Annotated in this window: 13 protein-coding genes and 2 pseudogenes; 10 read left to right on the top strand and 5 right to left on the bottom strand. The window is 36.4% G+C overall.

Annotation, left to right across the window (positions count from 1 at the left end; all coding sequences use genetic code 11):
- Nucleotides 1–97: 97 nt before the first annotated feature.
- The 4 genes from MVE64_RS01640 (at nucleotide 98) to MVE64_RS01625 (ending at nucleotide 3,858) form a co-directional block, all read left to right on the top strand.
- Nucleotides 98–895: a Mur ligase family protein gene (locus tag MVE64_RS01640; RefSeq protein WP_247343137.1), complete on the top strand. Its 798-nt coding sequence runs from the start codon at nucleotides 98–100 to the stop codon at nucleotides 893–895.
- A 14-nt stretch (nucleotides 896–909) separates the two neighbouring features.
- Nucleotides 910–1,923, top strand: coding sequence for a hypothetical protein (locus MVE64_RS01635; RefSeq protein WP_247343135.1), 1,014 nt, complete (start codon nucleotides 910–912; stop codon nucleotides 1,921–1,923).
- Between the two features lie 5 nt (nucleotides 1,924–1,928).
- Nucleotides 1,929–2,507 (top strand): YheC/YheD family protein, encoded by a 579-nt coding sequence (locus MVE64_RS01630; protein WP_247346918.1) that lies wholly within the window; start codon nucleotides 1,929–1,931, stop codon nucleotides 2,505–2,507.
- Nucleotides 2,508–2,748: 241 nt separating this feature from the next.
- Nucleotides 2,749–3,858, top strand: coding sequence for a hypothetical protein (locus MVE64_RS01625; RefSeq protein WP_247343132.1), 1,110 nt, complete (start codon nucleotides 2,749–2,751; stop codon nucleotides 3,856–3,858).
- Nucleotides 3,859–3,986: 128 nt separating this feature from the next.
- Here the strand turns inward: MVE64_RS01625 and MVE64_RS01620 are convergent, their stop codons facing one another.
- On the bottom strand, nucleotides 3,987–4,364 hold the full coding sequence (locus MVE64_RS01620; RefSeq protein ID WP_247343129.1) for a hypothetical protein: 378 nt from the start codon (nucleotides 4,362–4,364) through the stop codon (nucleotides 3,987–3,989).
- Nucleotides 4,365–4,480: 116 nt separating this feature from the next.
- Between MVE64_RS01620 and MVE64_RS28045 the strand changes: the two are divergent.
- A pseudogene (locus tag MVE64_RS28045) lies at nucleotides 4,481–5,057 on the top strand (transposase); the annotation flags it as partial.
- Between the two features lie 186 nt (nucleotides 5,058–5,243).
- On the opposite strand, the gene MVE64_RS01605 reads toward MVE64_RS28045, so the two are convergent.
- Nucleotides 5,244–6,176 (bottom strand): alpha/beta fold hydrolase, encoded by a 933-nt coding sequence (locus tag MVE64_RS01605; RefSeq protein ID WP_247343126.1) that lies wholly within the window; start codon nucleotides 6,174–6,176, stop codon nucleotides 5,244–5,246.
- Between the two features lie 517 nt (nucleotides 6,177–6,693).
- On the opposite strand from MVE64_RS01605, the gene MVE64_RS01600 reads away from it, so the two are divergent.
- Nucleotides 6,694–8,391 carry a methyl-accepting chemotaxis protein gene (locus MVE64_RS01600; RefSeq protein ID WP_247343123.1) on the top strand — a complete coding sequence of 566 codons (1,698 nt, stop codon included), beginning with the start codon at nucleotides 6,694–6,696 and terminating at the stop codon, nucleotides 8,389–8,391.
- Between the two features lie 74 nt (nucleotides 8,392–8,465).
- On the opposite strand, the gene MVE64_RS01595 is transcribed toward MVE64_RS01600, so the two are convergent.
- Entirely contained in the window at nucleotides 8,466–8,852 is a 387-nt protein-coding gene (locus tag MVE64_RS01595; protein WP_247343120.1) for a helix-turn-helix domain-containing protein, read from the bottom strand.
- Nucleotides 8,853–8,963: 111 nt separating this feature from the next.
- Nucleotides 8,964–9,164, bottom strand: coding sequence for a cupin domain-containing protein (locus tag MVE64_RS01590; protein ID WP_247343117.1), 201 nt, complete (start codon nucleotides 9,162–9,164; stop codon nucleotides 8,964–8,966).
- A 267-nt stretch (nucleotides 9,165–9,431) separates the two neighbouring features.
- Between MVE64_RS01590 and MVE64_RS01585 the strand changes: the two genes are divergently transcribed.
- From MVE64_RS01585 to MVE64_RS01570, 4 genes and pseudogenes are all read left to right on the top strand, one after another.
- Nucleotides 9,432–9,758: a heterocycloanthracin/sonorensin family bacteriocin gene (locus tag MVE64_RS01585; RefSeq protein ID WP_247343115.1), complete on the top strand. Its 327-nt coding sequence runs from the start codon at nucleotides 9,432–9,434 to the stop codon at nucleotides 9,756–9,758.
- A 149-nt stretch (nucleotides 9,759–9,907) separates the two neighbouring features.
- The gene (locus tag MVE64_RS01580) at nucleotides 9,908–11,638 is read left to right on the top strand and encodes a putative thiazole-containing bacteriocin maturation protein (protein ID WP_247343113.1); all 1,731 of its coding nucleotides are present in this window, start codon (nucleotides 9,908–9,910) and stop codon (nucleotides 11,636–11,638) included.
- Between the two features lie 169 nt (nucleotides 11,639–11,807).
- A pseudogene (locus MVE64_RS01575) lies at nucleotides 11,808–13,755 on the top strand (TOMM precursor leader peptide-binding protein).
- 17 nt (nucleotides 13,756–13,772) lie between these two features.
- Nucleotides 13,773–15,338 carry a SagB family peptide dehydrogenase gene (locus tag MVE64_RS01570; protein WP_247343111.1) on the top strand — a complete coding sequence of 522 codons (1,566 nt, stop codon included), beginning with the start codon at nucleotides 13,773–13,775 and terminating at the stop codon, nucleotides 15,336–15,338.
- 97 nt (nucleotides 15,339–15,435) lie between these two features.
- Here the strand turns inward: MVE64_RS01570 and MVE64_RS01565 are convergent, their stop codons facing one another.
- Nucleotides 15,436–17,238: a BlaR1 family beta-lactam sensor/signal transducer gene (locus MVE64_RS01565; RefSeq protein WP_247343108.1), complete on the bottom strand. Its 1,803-nt coding sequence runs from the start codon at nucleotides 17,236–17,238 to the stop codon at nucleotides 15,436–15,438.

Raw genomic sequence — 17,238 nt, 5'->3', positions numbered from 1 at the left:
CATAAATAGCTCGTGAATTTGAGATGATTATATCACACTATGTAGTTAACAGCTGAGCAAGAGGTTGCTAGAATAAATTACTACTGGAGGGGATAGAATGTTAAATCCTTTAATATTAAATGTCCCGACAATCGCGATCACAGGAAGCTCGGGGAAAACAACAACACGAGAAATACTAGCTTCCATACTCGAAGAAAAATGGAAGGTGTTAAGGAATACAGGAAATAAAAACCTGCCCAATAACACGAAGCAAATTGCAGAAAGCTGCGAATCTTCAGTTGATGCGATTGTGCTTGAGCTTGGAATGGGAAAACCAGGTGCTGGTGAAAAGCATTGCAGTCATTTACAGCCTAATATCTCCATCATCACAAACATTGGCACAGCTCATTATGGAAACTTAGGAAATAGTATAGAATCCACGGCTAAAAACAAATCAGCCTTAATCAAGTATATGAAGCAAGATGGATTATTAGTTCTAAACGGAGACGATGAGAACTCCAAGCTTTTAGATTGGAGTTCCTTTAATGGTCGAATCATTCGAATTGGAACAAAACAGGATCTGGATTATTGTGCAACCAATATTCATTATGTTAATGATGGAATGGAATTTAATGTGAAAATTGATGATGTAACAGAAACTTTCTTCTTACCTTCCTTTGGCTTTCACAACATTCATAATGCCTTACTTGCCATTGCAGTTGCGCATGGAGTTGGTTTTTCAGCAACAGAAATTAGATCAGGCTTAGCAAAATATGTGGTTCCTATTAAACGGCTAAATGTTTATGAGCTGTGTAACGAATCACTTTTAATAGACGACACTGTAAATGCAAACCCCCAATCAGTTAATTCAGCACTTGATGTACAGGAAGAATTAGGTGAAGGAAAAAAAGGATAGTTGTTCTTGGCAGTATGCTCGAGCTAGGTGATCATGCGGAAGAGGGACATAAAGAGGTTGGTGCCTATGCAGCTCAAAAGGGAGTGGACGCCATATTAACGTATGGTCGTGCAGCGCAGCATATTGTGCAAGGAGCTATGAATGCAGGCCTTGATACTGAAAAGGTTATGCACTTTAAAAATAGAGATGATATGCATAGGGAGCTAAAAAGAAGGATAACGAATCAAAGTATTATTCTTGTAAAAGGGTCTAGCGCAATGAATATGAACAAAACGGTAAAATTCATAAAAGATCGTTATTTTTACTCGATGAAAATTGATTCTACAATAAATGAGGAAACGATTGAGATAAGTTCAGAAACGTTTGAGTACCTTGAAATTGAGAAAGATCAAATAATTCTTCATTTTGGTCAATTGAAAAAACCATTGAAAGTAGTATTAAATGACCAACTCAAATTAGGTGAAATGCTCGTACCAGAAAAACTATCAAAGCACATTACCATACCATCGTTACCATATGAATATTATTGGGAGGATAACAGCTTACATGTAGGACCAGTTATTGGGATGATTGTTTATACGAGATATATTGATGACCCTAAACAGCAGCTAGTAAGGTTTACAAATTATCATAAAATCAAAGGTCTAGTTTATTTCTTCTTTCCTGACACAATAAGTAAGAAAAATCAAACGATTTCAGGCTACTATTATGATCCTAAAACAAGTTCTTTTAAATGGGGAACCTTTCCTTTTCCAAATTCCATGTTCAACCGAATTCCGTTGAGAGCATCAAGATATCAGTATCTTCAAGAAATAATCGGCGACACTATTTTTAATTATCCTTATGGAAACACAGATAAGCTTGACTTTTGGAAGTTAATGTATATGCAGCCGGTGATTAAACAGCATTTGCCAAGAACGAAAGAATATCGTGATGTGAACAGTGTTTTAAAATCACTGCAAAAATGTGATGCAGTTTATTTAAAGTTCTCGCTTCAATGGCTGGTGGAGCAGGAATCTTTCACGTGAAAAGAATGAACGAGGTTTATATATGGACGGATATTGATGGAAACAGCACAAATATTACTTCGAAGGAGCAATTCATAGAAATTCTTAATAACCAACTCATCAAGAAGAAGACTTATATTGTTCAAGAGGAAATTCCCACATTTAACAAAGATCGAAACAAAATTGATTTTCGACTTTATATTCAAAAGGACTATACCATGCAATGGAGGTTTTCTGGAATTGAGACAAAGGTAGGTCACAAGGATAGCATTATTGCCAACTCTAAGAAACGACAAGATATCATCCCGGGAGATCAAGCACTGCAAGAATTTTATGGTCTATCTCAGGATCAATCACTAAAAAAGATTGAGGACATGACAGATGTTTGTATCCGCATTTTAAGAATCATGGAAAAAAAGGGTCATAAGCTTGGAGATGCATGCTTTGACCTTGTAGTGGATAAGGACGGAAAGTTTTGGGTGTTAGAGCCGCAATTAAACTATGCTGCAGAAATAAAGCAATTTAGAGAAGAAGGAGAACGAAGAGTACTTCCTGATATACTTCCAACACCTTTTGAATATGCAAAGGCATTAGCAAGATTTTAATAGTATTAGAAATAGTAGAAATGAAGATTCTATTCTGATAATAATACTTCTTGTATGGCTGTTTGGTAGTATAAACCGAACGGTCTTTTTTTAACATGCTATTTAGTGCATCTTATTGTTCAGTGGATATTAATGTCTAAACTGGACATTGCGGCAATTAATTTGTTCGTTATGTGGCTATCCATTGCGAAATACCAGGAAACACATATAGTATTGTAAACGATATAAGGAAGGTGAAAAGATGATTACGATACACACCCCAGAAATAGTCATCATAGAAGAAAAAGCAAGATTACAGGCAAAAATAGAGGGTGTTGAGACCGACAACGTTTTATGGTTTGAAACGGATAAGAAATATAAAAACGATATGACACATGAAAAATCAGATGCCTTTGTAGTAAGCCTCCTCTGGACAGGAATTAGAAATGGTAAGGACATTCTTGTAAAGGGGGCAATGTCTGAGAAGCTTTATTACTCATTAAACAATCACTTAATTCCATTGATTGCCTCCATTTATAAAAAATACAACCCGATTCGTGTTCATTGTGAAAAGCTAGACTCAAAAAAACTGCAAAATCGTCAGGCTGTCGGAACCGGACTTTCGTGTGGGATAGATTCGTTGCATACATTTGCTATGCACGAAAACGAAATGACTCCCCCTCATTACAAAGTAACCCATTTTACAAATTTTAATGTTGGATCAAATCATTTAACTGGAAGCGGAGGCTTAATGCGAAGAAAATTCGAGGGTAGAACCGAAATTGCCGCTGCTTGTGCAAATGAATTAGGAAAACCTCTCATTATTGTTGATAGTAATTTAAGCGACGTGATGAAGATGGACTTCGTACACACCCATACATTAAGAAATGTTGCTACTGCCTTAGTATTCCAAAAACTTTTTCATGTTTATTATTATGCATCCGGCTTACAAACAAAACAGTTAAAATTTGGAGGAGATTCAGCAACCTATGATGTGATCAGCCTCCCATTATTATCAACAGAAAATCTATCGTTTTACTCTGCAGGAAGTAACAATACACGTGTGGAAAAAACAAAAATGGTTGCTGATATGGACATTGCTTCCAAATATTTAAATGTTTGTGTTCATCACATTAACAATTGCGGGAAATGTATAAAGTGTAAACGAACACTGCTCACCTTGGATATACTAGGTGTGATAGATAAATATGAACACATATTTAATCTCGAAAATTTCTATTCTGTAAAAGATGACTATATAAGTAAATTAACAGCAAAAAAACCAAAAAATCCACTTCATATCGAAATCTACGAAGAAATGATGAAAACAGGCTACCTGGAAAAATGGAAAAAATCCCAAAACTCAGAATAAACTGGGACAGAGGGTCTGGTCCCTTGTCCCGATTTTAAAAGGAAAAGGCGATCATTTCCCTTGCCTATCTTAATAGAAAATCAACTATGTCCAAATCCTAAATATTGTCCCATTTTTAATACCCTTGATTATTTCGTTTCTTTTCTTCTAAAAATGTAAACTGCATTCTCAGAGGAGGGCGGAAGTAATAATTGTGATAAACTTTCACTAAACTCCATGATAAAGCCATTTTGCTTCTGATAAATTTCATGATTACCAGTGAAAGACTGGTTCTTAGTTCCTATTGTAATATAAAGCTGAACAGATTCTGTTTCAAAAACATTCTGCTCAAACGTATTCCCTGGAGGTGTCCATGAACTAATCACTGCTTTAGGCTTATATTTTTGGAGAGACTCTTTAGCATCCAATTTTTCAACAGTTTCAGGATATTGAATGTAGTGATTCCAGCTATAATTATCTGTTGCTTTACAATTAGTTCCCATTTTTGTAAGAAAGTGTGTTAACATCCCATCACCTGCACCTATCTCAATGCATAGAGAGGAACCGATTATGCTGGCAAGTTCCCTAACAAGTTTACTGGAATAAAAGCAATATATCCCTTTTTTATATTGTTGCATCTACACTTATTCAAAATGCCTTGAAGAATGGGCTAGTTGCTGATTATGTTTTAATGGATACATGGTTTACACAGGCTCCTTTAATCGAATCAATTCTGGAAAAAGGCTTGTTTGTTATTGGTGTGGTCAAACAAATGAAGCAACGCTACCCGTTATATGACAAATTTCTGAAACTAGAGGATTTTTTTAAATTAATTAAACCGACACTTCAAAAGAAGAATGTTTTGAAATTCTATTCAAGTGTGTCATCATGCAGAAAACCAAACTCCTGTTAAAATTGTTTTTGTTAGAAACCACAATAAGAAGAGGAATAGCTAGCGATTCTAAGTACCGACACTACTATTTCAGATGAAAAATTATAAGAATTTACGGTATGCGTTGGGACATTGAAACCTTTTTCAAATGCACAAAGTCAATGCTGAAATTAGCGAAAGAATTTCAAGGAAGATCTTATAACTTCATGATAAGCCATACAACACTGGTTTTTTCTCGTTATATTCTTCTAGAGTGGAGCAGAAGAAATGAACATGAACCACAAACAATTGGTCATCTTTTTTCTTAATGTGTGAGGAAGTAAAAGAATCGTCCAACTTCGAATTGCAAGACAACAGATAAATTCGAGGAAGCTATTACCTTTTATGAAGAAGGTTTAGGTTTAAATAGAGTGGGGCTTCATTTGAAAATCATGATAAAGGGACAGGTACACTGTCCCGTTTCATGAAGACATCGCTCTGTCCTCACATCCTAAAATATATCAATAACAAAAGATTATTCTCCTATAATAGTATTCATAAAATCTATTATTCCATCCTCAACTTCATCCCTAATATCCCTGTAATTATGGATTTCATGTCTATAGCCAGAATAAATCTTAGTTTTGACCCTATGTCCAGTTTCTCCTAACCAATTAGATACAGCATAAACACCCTCACCATAGAGGCCAACCGGATCTAGATCTCCGGCAATATTGTAAACTGGAATAGAGACAGGAACTTTTTCTGCCCACTGTGTCCCAACAATAGTTTCCATCATCATACCAAAATAATACAATGAACGGATATTTGGTGGTGATATAAAGTTATTGAATGGATCATTCGCGTGGTCAGCAACCACGTCAGGGTCACCGGCAATCCAGTCATTTGGTGTAGAAGGATTTTCAATTCGCTCAGTCATCCAACCTAAAAATTCTCCAAGCAAATCAGGATTAATTTCTTCACCTTTTCCTTCATCTATAAGCTTCTTCAAAAGAGGTACCATTTCAGCTGCTTTTGGAAAAACACCAGAAGTTCCGCATAAAAGGAGTCCCGCCATTCCTTCTCCATAAGTAGCGGCATAACCCCTTGCAATCATAGAACCCATACTATGTCCAAACATGAAAAAAGGTAAATCAGGATACTTCTCCTGGACAATGGTTCGAAGTATATGTTCGTCTTCTGCCATTGTCATATACCCTTTATCGCCCCAATCACTCCAGTTACCTGAATCAAGGGCTGTTTTTCCATGAGCAACATGATCATCTGCGGCTACGACGAATCCAGCTTCATTTAATTTCAAGATCATGTGCAAGTATCGACGCGAATGCTCTCCAAAACCATGGACAAGCTGAACAATTCCTCTTGGTTTGCGAATAGGGGTGTAAATCCATGCCTTAATATGATCTTTTTGATTAAACGATTGGAAACTTAGTTCTTCAAATGCCATAATGAACCTCCTAGTTTTGGTATAATAGTAGATTTTTCTACGAAAACAAAAAGAAGACACACTAAATAATTGCTTAGTTCGGTATCTAGTGTGTCTCCGTGTTCTCTTCACAGTTATTAACTTATATATAAGTATAATTGTGGAATGATAACGCTGTCAATTAAAAGGAAGGTAGTAATTTCCATGTTTTACTATTTTCTAAAGTCACATAATTTAAGGGATATACATAGCTGATCTATGATGAAGATTCCAGTAATTTGCAGTTTACCGTACCATACGGAGAGTTTGAATGGCGGTACCTTGGGTGTAAATCATGTTCATTCCTAAAGTCTAGATATATAAAACTAAAATAAACCACGACATTTCTTATGAGTAAATCGTTTGTGGTTCCTATTTGATTTTAACCGAAAATGAACTAGCCAAACAGGTTCTCAATATAGGAATACATTCCTATGGAAAAAGACATAGAGAAACCGATGTTAAGAATAGACAAATATATTTGGAATGGGGTTTGGTGATGAAAGACTTATTTCGGTTTAAAAGCATAAAAACCAAATTATTAATTTCTTTTCTTTTTATTACATTACTAGTTTTGGGATTTGGTGCTTACTTAATTAGTTCAATGAAACAAATGGAAAATCATACGAGAGAAATTTCTTCACAAGATATACCTTTGATGGCGTCAGAGTTTAGCTTGTTAGGAATACTTACTCAACAACAAAGTGAACTACGAGGTTATTTACTTACTGGTGACGAAAAATATAAACAAATATATTTTGCTTTAAAGGACCCAAGTCTAGCGATTCAAAAGGATTTATTAAATCGAACGAATGAAACAGCTATTAGGGATGTTTCCACGCAAACGGAGGATATTTATAAAATAATCGAAGAAAAATACTTCTCTGCTATTGAAAGCGGAGACATTGATAAGGCAGAATCTATTCTTCAAAATCAGATAGAGCCTGTTTTAACAAAGAGTGTTGAACAAATGACTGCGTTAGCTTTAGCTCAAGGAGACCAGAGTAAAGAAAATGGAATTCAGGCTTTGAAGCAAGCTGAAACCTCAACATATATAGCAATTATTTCAGGTGTTATTCTCTTAGCCTTCATTATTTCCTTTTCTATCATTATGCCTAAACAGCTTGTAAAAACAATCAATCAATTAAAAACACGTATGGACTTAATCGCTAATGGAGATTTAAGCCTAGAACCACTTGCAACAAAATCAAGGGATGAAATCGGAGGATTAATTACAGCATCTAATCTTGTAAATGAAAATTTGAAAAATATGTTAAGAAAAATAAGTGATGTGTCCGATACTCTCTCTGTTCAGAGTGGTTCTTTAACAAACAGCTCTAATGAAGTAAAGGAAACGAGTAATCAAGTTTCATTAACAATGCAGGAACTTGCAACAGGTTCAGAAACACAAGCTGGAATCAGCACGGATCTTTCATCTTCTATGGTGACATTTTTAAATGAAATTAAGGAAGCAAATAGTAGCGGGGAGTCTGTTTATGCTACTTCTCAGAATGTCATCACGCAAACAATAGAGGGCAGTGAACTGATGAATGCTTCGATTTCACAGATGGGCAAAATTGATACAATCGTGAAAGAAGCCGTACAAAAAGTCACAGGATTAGACAAACAATCACAGGAAATTTCTAAGCTTGTAGGAGTTATTAAAGAAATAGCTGATCAAACAAATTTATTGGCATTAAATGCGGCAATTGAAGCAGCGCGTGCAGGTGAACAAGGAAAAGGATTTGCTGTTGTTGCTGATGAGGTTCGGAAGTTAGCTGAGCAAGTATCGATTTCGGTAACAGATATTACCGAGATTGTTGGTAGTATTCAAAATGAAACGCAAAGCGTCACAAAGTCTTTACAAGGAGGATATCAAGAAGTAGAGCTTGGGAAAAATCAAATTATTAGTACAGGTGACACATTTAAGCAAATTGATCATTCTTTGGCCCAAGTTGTTTCAGGTATAAAGGAAATATCACAAAGCCTAAATCAATTAACAGATAACAGTGACATGATAAATAAATCAATTGAAGAGATAGCAGCCGTTTCAGAGGAATCTGCTGCAGGAATCGAAGAAACAGCGGCTTCTGTCGAGCAAACAAGTCATTCAATGGAACAGGTAGCTACTAGTGCAGGTAACTTAAACCTTCTTGCAAAAGACCTTAAAGATTTAATTTCACAATTTAAACTTTAATGATAGATATTAGTGAGGATTAAGAAAAAAATAAACATATTTTTGAAGAAGAAAACCAACGACTTATCAATAATTCAGTCGTTGGTTTTCTTTTGATATTTAGCAGGTGTAACACCATGAAATTTTTTGAAGGTTTTATAAAAAAAGGTAACTTTTGCATAACCCGTTTTATGAGCAATCTGATCTACAGTAAAATCTGTGTTTTCAAGCATGGTGCACGCATTTTTTAATTGATGTGATAGTTCAATAAACGTTTTATTAAGATTCTGTTTAAGTAGCCTTGTTAAATGGTTTGGATGAAAATGAAAGTAATTGGCTGTTTTCTCTAAAATGATAGTTTCATAGTTTTTTTCCATATAATCCAAGATTTCCGATATAACACCTTTTGTAAACGTTGGTTGATCAATTTTACTAGGAGAATCATGATAAATTCTTAGCAAATCCGTAAAAAGTAGAAGCATATAGGAATTAATTACTTCTTTTGAACATAATTGCGGATCCGTGTAATCTAATAATGCTTGTAAATTGTATGAACAAAAAAGTCCGTGAGTAAATCATTTCCTGACAATCTTCTAAGTAAAATTGCTATCAAAATAACTTGTCCTAACCATAATATTAATCACGATATCATTCTCTCCAGCTTGATCAATAGAATGAATCACGTTCGTATCAAGTAAACACAAATCTCCTTCTTTTAAAATCACTTCTTTTCCATTAATCGTTTGTTTTGGGATTTTTAGGCGTTCCTGAATACTTTTTTCAAAGCTGCTCATATCCTTAATTGTTTTTCAAGAAGTGAGGAGGTATTCAATTAGAATTTCCCCTTTCATCGTTTTCTATTTACTCTATATTATAAGGAAATTTTATGCATTCCCCAAGCTTTCATAAAAACTCAATTTAGGCTTTTTCACCAGTAGCAACAGCCACCCAATTTACATAATTTGTTGAAGAAGTATGTTTTTCCCAGAAGTTTAGCTTATCTTTGTGTGTTTGTTTCTTGTCACTTTTTTTAGGCAACTATTTTGAGGAGGTTTTACTGAATGAATAATTTTCAACAGGATCTTCAGATGTTAAATCTTGGAGATTACCAAGCAACTCAGGCCGTTCCTTATGACCAGAACCAATATTATCATGATGATGAAAGATTTTTCTTTGGACTAGGAAATATTTTTCGCTGTTTTAGCTGTTTTAGTTGCTATGGCTGTTCTAGCTGTTTCAGCTGCTATAATTGTGGCGGAGGCTATTGTGGTGGTGGAGGCCGTTGTGGCGGCGGAGGCTATTGCGGTGGTGGAGGCCGTTGTGGCGGCGGAGGTTATTGCGGTGGTGGAGGCCGTTGTGGTGGCGGAGGTCGCTGCGGAGGCAGATAAAAGGTATTCTTTTAAAAAATACGACAGGCCTTTACATATTGATGTAGAGGCTTTCTCTTTGAAAAATAACATAAGGGACAATTTACAGTACATAAGATGTTAGTAATGAAATGGAAAGATATTGGTAGCTACGGCTAAGGAGGATCGTTATGACCAATTTGACCCCTTCTATGCGTCTGAAGGTGAAAAGGGACACGTTTTTTCTCCCTGAAGCTAATAGTGGAGTATATTTTCGGAATAATGTAAGTTCGTTTCGTATGGAAGGAAGTATGATCGATAAATGGGTTGAAAAACTAATACCGATGTTCAATGGTGAACATACATTAGAGAGTTTAACAAACGGGTTAACAGGGCCGTATCGAGATCGAGTGTTCGCAATCGCGGAAACATTGTATCAAAATGGATTTGTAAAAGATGTAAGCAGGGACCAGCCGTATTCATTGTCAGAACAGGTTGTGAAAATGTATGCATCACAAATTGAGTTTATCGATAGTTTTGTAGAATCTGCTGCGTTCCGATTTCAAGTATATCGGGAGGCAAAAGTGTTGGCAGTTGGCTCAGGAGATATGTTTGTTTCATTGGTTTCATCATTACTAGATTCCGGGTTACCTAAGTTTCAAACATTCATTACTGACAGGAGTAAAACGAATATTCAACGGCTGCAGGAGCTCGTTGACCATGCCCGAGCACTAGATTCGGAGGTGGCAGTAGAGGAGATCTTGCAAGGTTCTTGGAAGAAAATTGTGGAGCCATTTGATTATATCTTGTACGTGTCACAAGAGGGGAATATTGAGGAGCTAAATCTTCTTCACACCATTTGCAGAGAGGAAAACAAGATATTCATTCCGGCTTTATGTTTACAACAGGTTGGTTTGGCAGGGCCTTTCGTTTTTCCAAATTCAGAGTATTGTTGGAAATCCGCTTGGAGCAGGCTTCATAAATCGGAACTCTACAAAGAAATACACATTTCAAACTGTTCCACTACAGCTAGAGCGATGCTAGCTAATCTGATTGTCTTTGAATTGTTTAAAAACATGACCGGAGTAAAGGAACGAGAACAGAATAACCAAATCTTTTTACTAGATTTAGAAACGATGGAAGGAAACTGGCATACATTTTTTCCTCATCCTGTTATGACTGGTAATACAATAGCTAGACTTATAGATAATGAGGATGCACGAATTCAACAAGACTTGAACACTCAAGAAGCAGAGACATTAATTCTTTTTTTCAATAAACTAACCTCGAAATCAACAGGGATTTTTCATACTTGGGATGAAGGTGATTTGCTTCAGCTTCCGCTAGCTCAGTGCCGAGTTCAACCAATCGATCCATTGTCTGATGGACCTGCTGAGTTATTGCAAAGTACGATTTGCTCAGGACTAACACATGAGGAGGCTAGAAGGGAAGCAGGTCTTGCTGGAATTGAAGCATATGTTAATCAATTATCGACCGTGTTCGATCTGCCAACACAAGTATATATTGGAGCAGGAGAAACATTGACAGAAAGTGTTTGTCGAGGATTACAACGTTATTTAGTTCAGGAGATGAAAAGAAATCAAGCAAACGCTACAAATACTTTTTCTAGAGTAAAGTTGAATAGTGTTGAAGATGAGCGGTGTAGGTATTATTTACAATCTTTATCAACCATTCAGGGTGAACCCAATATCGGAGTAGGTGAGGAAGTATCTGGATTTCCTGTCGTATGGATTGGTACGAAAAATGGATGGTATGGAAGTGTAGATCTCAATATAACCCTGGCATTAAGAAAAGCATTGCAACAGGCCCTTTTTAACCAACAAAACCAAGAAGATCCTTTAACACCACAGGCTTATTCTTATCATCAGCAGTACTTGACGAAAAATCACCTCAACAACTAAATATTCCTGATGGTCATAATCAAAATCATTCTGTTCTATTGCATTCTGCTAAGGAAGTATTGAGTCGGAACAAAAAACAATTTAAAATTTATGAAATTGAAGCAGAGCCAGTCTTTAAAGAAGGATTAGCAGGGATCGTAGGAATTGTGGTTCGAGAGGAGGAATGAAGATGGGTGCAGATTTGTTGGTTGTTGGTGAGGGCGTGTTAGCAGATCTTTTTTGTACGGAGCTTTCCTCAGATTTTCTAATTGTTCGTAAAACACATATTAACTCAAGCATTTCTGAAACCATTGATTTGGCTTTGGTCCTGCAAGATCATTGGACCCCTGCTCTTCATCAAAACGCAGAAAACGTGTTTCGAGAAAGCCAGATCCCGTGGCTTCGAGGCTTTATATCATTTGGAGAAGGCATTATAGGCCCATTGGTACAGCCGGGAATTCCAGGTTGTTCGCAATGTGCTGATCTACGACGAGTCTTAACAGGAACTCACCGTCAAGAGATGTGGAGCATGCAAAAAGAATTAGAGAGTTCTGGAAAAACACAACAGGGAGCGTGGGCTTCACGGACAGGGTTGTTACAAATGGTTCAGCTCCTTAAAGTAGAGGTCGAGAGGTGGATACAAGGGGGAAAAACCTTTTCAGAGAAGCGACTTGGTTTTATCAACCTAAAAACATTGAGAAGTTCATGGCACTCCTTCTTGCCTGTTCCTCAATGTACAGTATGCTGTGCCATACCTGACGATTCTCCTGAGTTAAATTTCGCATTGCTCTTCAGAAAAGTCCGAAAGTTAGCAAGGAAAGTTACCGAACTCGTTCATTAGATGATCTAAAAAGCGTGTTAGACAAGGACTATCTTGATGCTCGAACAGGTTTGCTCAATAATAAAATGTATAATCTTGTACCTCCTTTTGCAGATGTAAGTGTGAATTTGCCTTTGTTTGAGGGGGATGAGGGAACGGCAGGTCGTACAAATTCGTATGCTGCAAGTGAATTAACTGCGATTTTAGAAGGATTGGAACGATACTGTGGGCTTGAGCCCCGTGGGAAACGGACAGTAGTATTTGATAACTATGAAAATTTGAAAAATCAAGCCTTAAACCCGAAATTAGTTGGTGTACATGAAGAAGATCAGTATCAAGGCTCAGGCTTTCCCTTTGAAAAATTTGACCCTGACCGTCCAATGAAATGGGTATGGGGCTATTCGTTGTTACAGGAACGACCGATTCTCGTGCCTGAGTTACTTGCTTATTATAGTTTGGGATGCGGATCACAGGGATTTGTTTATGAAACTTCCAACGGATGTGCATTGGGAGGTAGTTTAGAAGAAGCTATTTTTTACGGCATTATGGAAGTGGTCGAGCGTGATTCGTTTCTTATGACCTGGTATGCACAATTACCCTTACCTCGTCTTGATCCGTACTCTTCTGAAGATGAAGAACTAGTCTTAATGATTGACAGAATGAGAGCGGTCGGAGGATATGACCTTCATATATATAACTCAACAATGGAACACGGAATCCCAAGCATTATTGCACTTGCAAAAAACAGAAAGCAAAAAGGGTTAAATCTAATCTGTGCAGCAGGGGCCATTTGGATCCGGTGCGTGCTGTGAAAACCGCTGTTCATGAGCTGGCTGGTATGATGCTGAATCTTGATGAGAAATTTGAGGAAAATAAAGAGAATTATGTGCGTATGTTACACGATTCTTCCCTCGTTCAACAAATGGATGACCATGGCATGTTGTATGGCTTACCACAAGCTGAAGAGCGACTACATTTTTTACTTCATAATAAACAAAAAAGTAAAACGTTTAACGAAGAATTCAAGTGGAAGTCAAGTCACGCTGACCTTACCGATGATCTTCGAGATATTCTTCAAGCATTAAAGAACGTAAACCTGGATGTTATTGTTATTGATCAAACAACACCCGAAGTAAAACGAAATGGTTTACATTGTGTTAAAGTATTAATTCCTGGGATGGTTCCAATGACATTTGGACACCATCTAAAGCGTGTATCAGGGTTAGAGAGGATATTACGTGTTCCTATGGAACTGGGGTATACAACAGAACCTCTGACACGTGAAAAGCTTAATCCACTTCCACACCCGTTTCCATAAGAAGGGAGGCTGGAAGGGTGATTCTTGATGAGTTTCTGCATAACTTACATTTTGACATTGATAAAGCAAGCATTCCAAACTGGGAAGTGGATTGGGAGGATGGTCCACTCCCTTACAAGCTTTACTATGACTTACCCGAAATTCCACTTTCATTGGATATACCGCTAACTTTCGAAGATCAGAAAACCCCTGTAAAACCAGATCTGCGGAAAATCGGTCACTTTCTTTGGGATGTTTATGGAATTACTCAATTTAGTCAAACTGTTACTCCGATAAATTCTACCGAGAGAAAGCTGGATGCGATGCATTCCTATAGGAGGTTTGCTCCTTCAGGTGGAGCGTTATATCCAAACGAATTATACGTATATTTAAAAATTGACGATATACCGGATGGTGTTTACCATTTTGACGTCTCACATCACCGTTTAGTTTTACTGCGTGAAGGAAATTTTGATGATTATCTTACCCGGTCACTTGGATACCGATGTGATCTTACTACTTGCTTAGGAACTGTTTTTATCTCAACGATGTTTTGGAAAAACTTTTTCAAGTACAATAATTTTTCTTACCGGCTACAAGGGTTAGATGCAGGTGTGCTAATGGGGCAGTTATTAGAAGTAGCAAAACGTTTTGGATTTGCATCAGGTGTGTACTATCAATATCTTGATCGTGCCATTAATCATCTACTTGGTCTTAAGGAAGATGAAGAAAGCGTATATTCAGCCATCCCACTAACAATAGAACCAACGATGTGGTCTGGAAACCGTTATGGAGAAAATGTATCAGCTTCGGACTTGTTACGAGAAATACCACCAATTCAGGTTAAACATTACGTTCGTACAAAGAAAATGAAAGAATTTCCCATGTTAATAAAAATGAATGAAGCTGCTATGATCCATTCTACACCTTTTCACTGGGTCAAGAAAAAGGAAAGAAGAAAAGATGATGGTAAGGAGATACCTTTGCCCCTCGTTAATCGTCTTTCGTATGACTTCTTGTCTACCTGCCGAAAGCGTTTTTCACCTGACATGGATTTTAACTTGACAAAAATAAGTGCAAAACAACTTGCTTACCTTCTATATGAAGCAACAGAATCTTTCTCTTATCGAAACGATTTAGAGGCAGAACATCTAGAAAAATTACGTGTCTCTATTTTTGTTTGTTTGTATAATATTGAAGGTATCCCTAATGGAGCTTATTACTATAACAACACTAATCATTCATTATACTTGGTGAATGCTGGAGATCATCGGCTACAGCTGCAATCAGGGTTGTCTTTAGATAATGTTAATTTACTACAGGTTCCTATCACCTTACATATTGTTGGTGATAAGGATTATAATAAAAATTCACTTGGTTACAGAGGATATCGAATTCAACAAATGGAAGCGGGGATACTAGTCCAAAAATTGTTATTAGCAGCTTCACTTCTAGATATGGGAGGACATCCGCTTCTTGGTTTCGATGTGAATCTAACAGATCACATTTACAACTTGAGTCCATCTGGAAAAACAAGCTTGATTCAAATTCCAATCGGTCCTTATCGACAACGACCTTGGCTGATGGGAAGACTTTGTACGTAAAAGAATTTAGATCAGATTGAAGTAACGTTCCTTACAAAAGGGTAAGGAACGTTTTTATTATTGCTAACCTGAAGGGGGAGCATTTTTTATAGAAAAGTTATGAAGATTCCAAGAGAATAGATCTATAAATTCCTTCCTTCTCCAAAATGGAAAGGGCGATCTTCACTGCATCGCTTCCTCCCGCATTTTTTTCTCCTTTTATATGAACGGCAAAGAAAAATGTATTATCCGCTGTCTCTACATATCCTATAAACCAGCCATCAACACTTTCTCCGTTTACATCTCCGGTTCCCGTTTTACCAGATAAACGAAGACCATTAAAATCTTCTAAAAGTAACGAGTCTTTAACAGTTTGTATATTCGATTGATCAAAAGAGAGTTCATTTTTATAAAATCTTTTTAACATATCAATCTGCTCTACAGGGGAGATTTTTAAGTGACCATCCATCCAATAATTAGCTATATCATTTGATATATCTTTGCTTCCATAGCCAATTTGTTCGTAGTAAGTTTGCAATTTCTTTTTACCAAGCTGCTGATCAAGATGTTGAAAATACCAAGTTGTCGAATTTTTCATTGCGTTAAACAAATCTTGGTCTTGATTCCAGTTATCATATTTGTGTAGAGTTCCATCCCAGGCGATTTTCGAATGTTCTTTTTTAATAATCTCGTTTTCTAATGCAAACAATGCACTGAATATTTTATAAGTAGAATTGGGAGCATATCTTGTTGTACTTTCATCTTCATTATAAATCATGTACTGATCCATTTTGGTGTCATATACTACAGCACTTCCTGTAAGATCATGAAAAAGAGTCTGATAATCTTTGTACACCACATTTTGTTCTGAAAAAGAATGTTGATCTTTGTTAAAGGCTAATACAGATATTGAAGGAATACTGCTTAAAATGATAGCAAGAACAGCAATAAAAATTAGCGAACCTTTTATTTTCTGTTGTTTTGATTCTACTTTGAAATTTACAATTGTCACAATACGCTGTTTTACTTGTTTATACGAGCTACTAATTTCTGAAGCAGCAATCAACGGCAATGATTGTTTTGCTTGTGAAGCAAATTTTAAAATAACCTCTCCGTATTTAAGTTGAGATTCCTCATCCAGCTTTTTCAAAACAGCATAATCGCAAGTAATCTCCATCTCTGTTTTCATGTTATGTAAAAAATTCCAAACGAGAGGATTAAACCAATAAACGATTCTCGACAGACCCAGGAAATAATTAATGAGTAGATCTTTACGTTTACAATGAACCAGCTCATGAAGCAAAACACATCTCATTTCGTCATAGCTAAGCATTGGTGTATTTTTAGGTAGTACAATAACTGGTTTCATAAGACCAAAGGTAATAGGGGACTTTACCAAAGATGAATATCCTAAAACGACTTTTTTATGAAAATTTATTTCTTCTTTACATGTTGTAAGAAGCATTGATAGCTCACTGTGGTCAACAGCTTTTAGACTTTTTTTGATCTTATAGATTCTGAGATTACTAATGATTGTAGCGAGAAGCATAATAATCATTCCTGCTAGCCACACGTAAAACAAGATAAAATCAAGAATTTTATAGGATGATTGCTCAATGGATGTAGAAAAATCCTGTTGCCAATTTCCACTCTGAAAAATGGTTTCTGTCATATTAGCTGCAGATTGGGTGTTTGTTAATATTGAAGAACTAGCTCCAAAGTTTAGTAAATCGTTAATCCCTAAAAAATGAGTGGGGATAAAAGGAGCTACTAATACCAAAAGAGAAATCATACTTACATGATATTGTGTATTAACAGTTATTTGCTTCTTTAATCCTTTTTTTATAGCGATAATCAAGCAAAAAATGACAGATAATATGATGTTACTTATTAAAAAGAGAGTGAAGAAAGAATTGTCCAT

This window comes from Metabacillus endolithicus, from assembly GCF_023078335.1.
GTDB classification, from domain to species: Bacteria; Bacillota; Bacilli; order Bacillales; family Bacillaceae; genus Metabacillus; species Metabacillus endolithicus.
This window is presented reverse-complemented; position numbering and strand designations above follow the sequence as displayed.

Bases quoted from the DNA above. Each gene is read 5' to 3' on its own strand.
- MVE64_RS01595 (WP_247343120.1), bottom strand. From the start codon at position 8,852: ATGCTTCTACTTTTTACGGATTTGCTAAGAATTTATCATGATTCTCCT.
- MVE64_RS01630 (WP_247346918.1), top strand. From the start codon at position 1,929: ATGAACGAGGTTTATATATGGACGGATATTGATGGAAACAGCACAAAT.
- MVE64_RS01625 (WP_247343132.1), top strand. From the start codon at position 2,749: ATGATTACGATACACACCCCAGAAATAGTCATCATAGAAGAAAAAGCA.
- MVE64_RS01580 (WP_247343113.1), top strand. From the start codon at position 9,908: ATGACCAATTTGACCCCTTCTATGCGTCTGAAGGTGAAAAGGGACACG.
- MVE64_RS01590 (WP_247343117.1), bottom strand. From the start codon at position 9,164: ATGAGCAGCTTTGAAAAAAGTATTCAGGAACGCCTAAAAATCCCAAAA.
- MVE64_RS01635 (WP_247343135.1), top strand. From the start codon at position 910: ATGCTCGAGCTAGGTGATCATGCGGAAGAGGGACATAAAGAGGTTGGT.
- MVE64_RS01600 (WP_247343123.1), top strand. From the start codon at position 6,694: ATGAAAGACTTATTTCGGTTTAAAAGCATAAAAACCAAATTATTAATT.
- MVE64_RS01640 (WP_247343137.1), top strand. From the start codon at position 98: ATGTTAAATCCTTTAATATTAAATGTCCCGACAATCGCGATCACAGGA.
- MVE64_RS01605 (WP_247343126.1), bottom strand. From the start codon at position 6,176: ATGGCATTTGAAGAACTAAGTTTCCAATCGTTTAATCAAAAAGATCAT.
- MVE64_RS01585 (WP_247343115.1), top strand. From the start codon at position 9,432: ATGAATAATTTTCAACAGGATCTTCAGATGTTAAATCTTGGAGATTAC.
- MVE64_RS01620 (WP_247343129.1), bottom strand. From the start codon at position 4,364: ATGTTAACACACTTTCTTACAAAAATGGGAACTAATTGTAAAGCAACA.
- MVE64_RS01565 (WP_247343108.1), bottom strand. From the start codon at position 17,238: ATGGACAATTCTTTCTTCACTCTCTTTTTAATAAGTAACATCATATTA.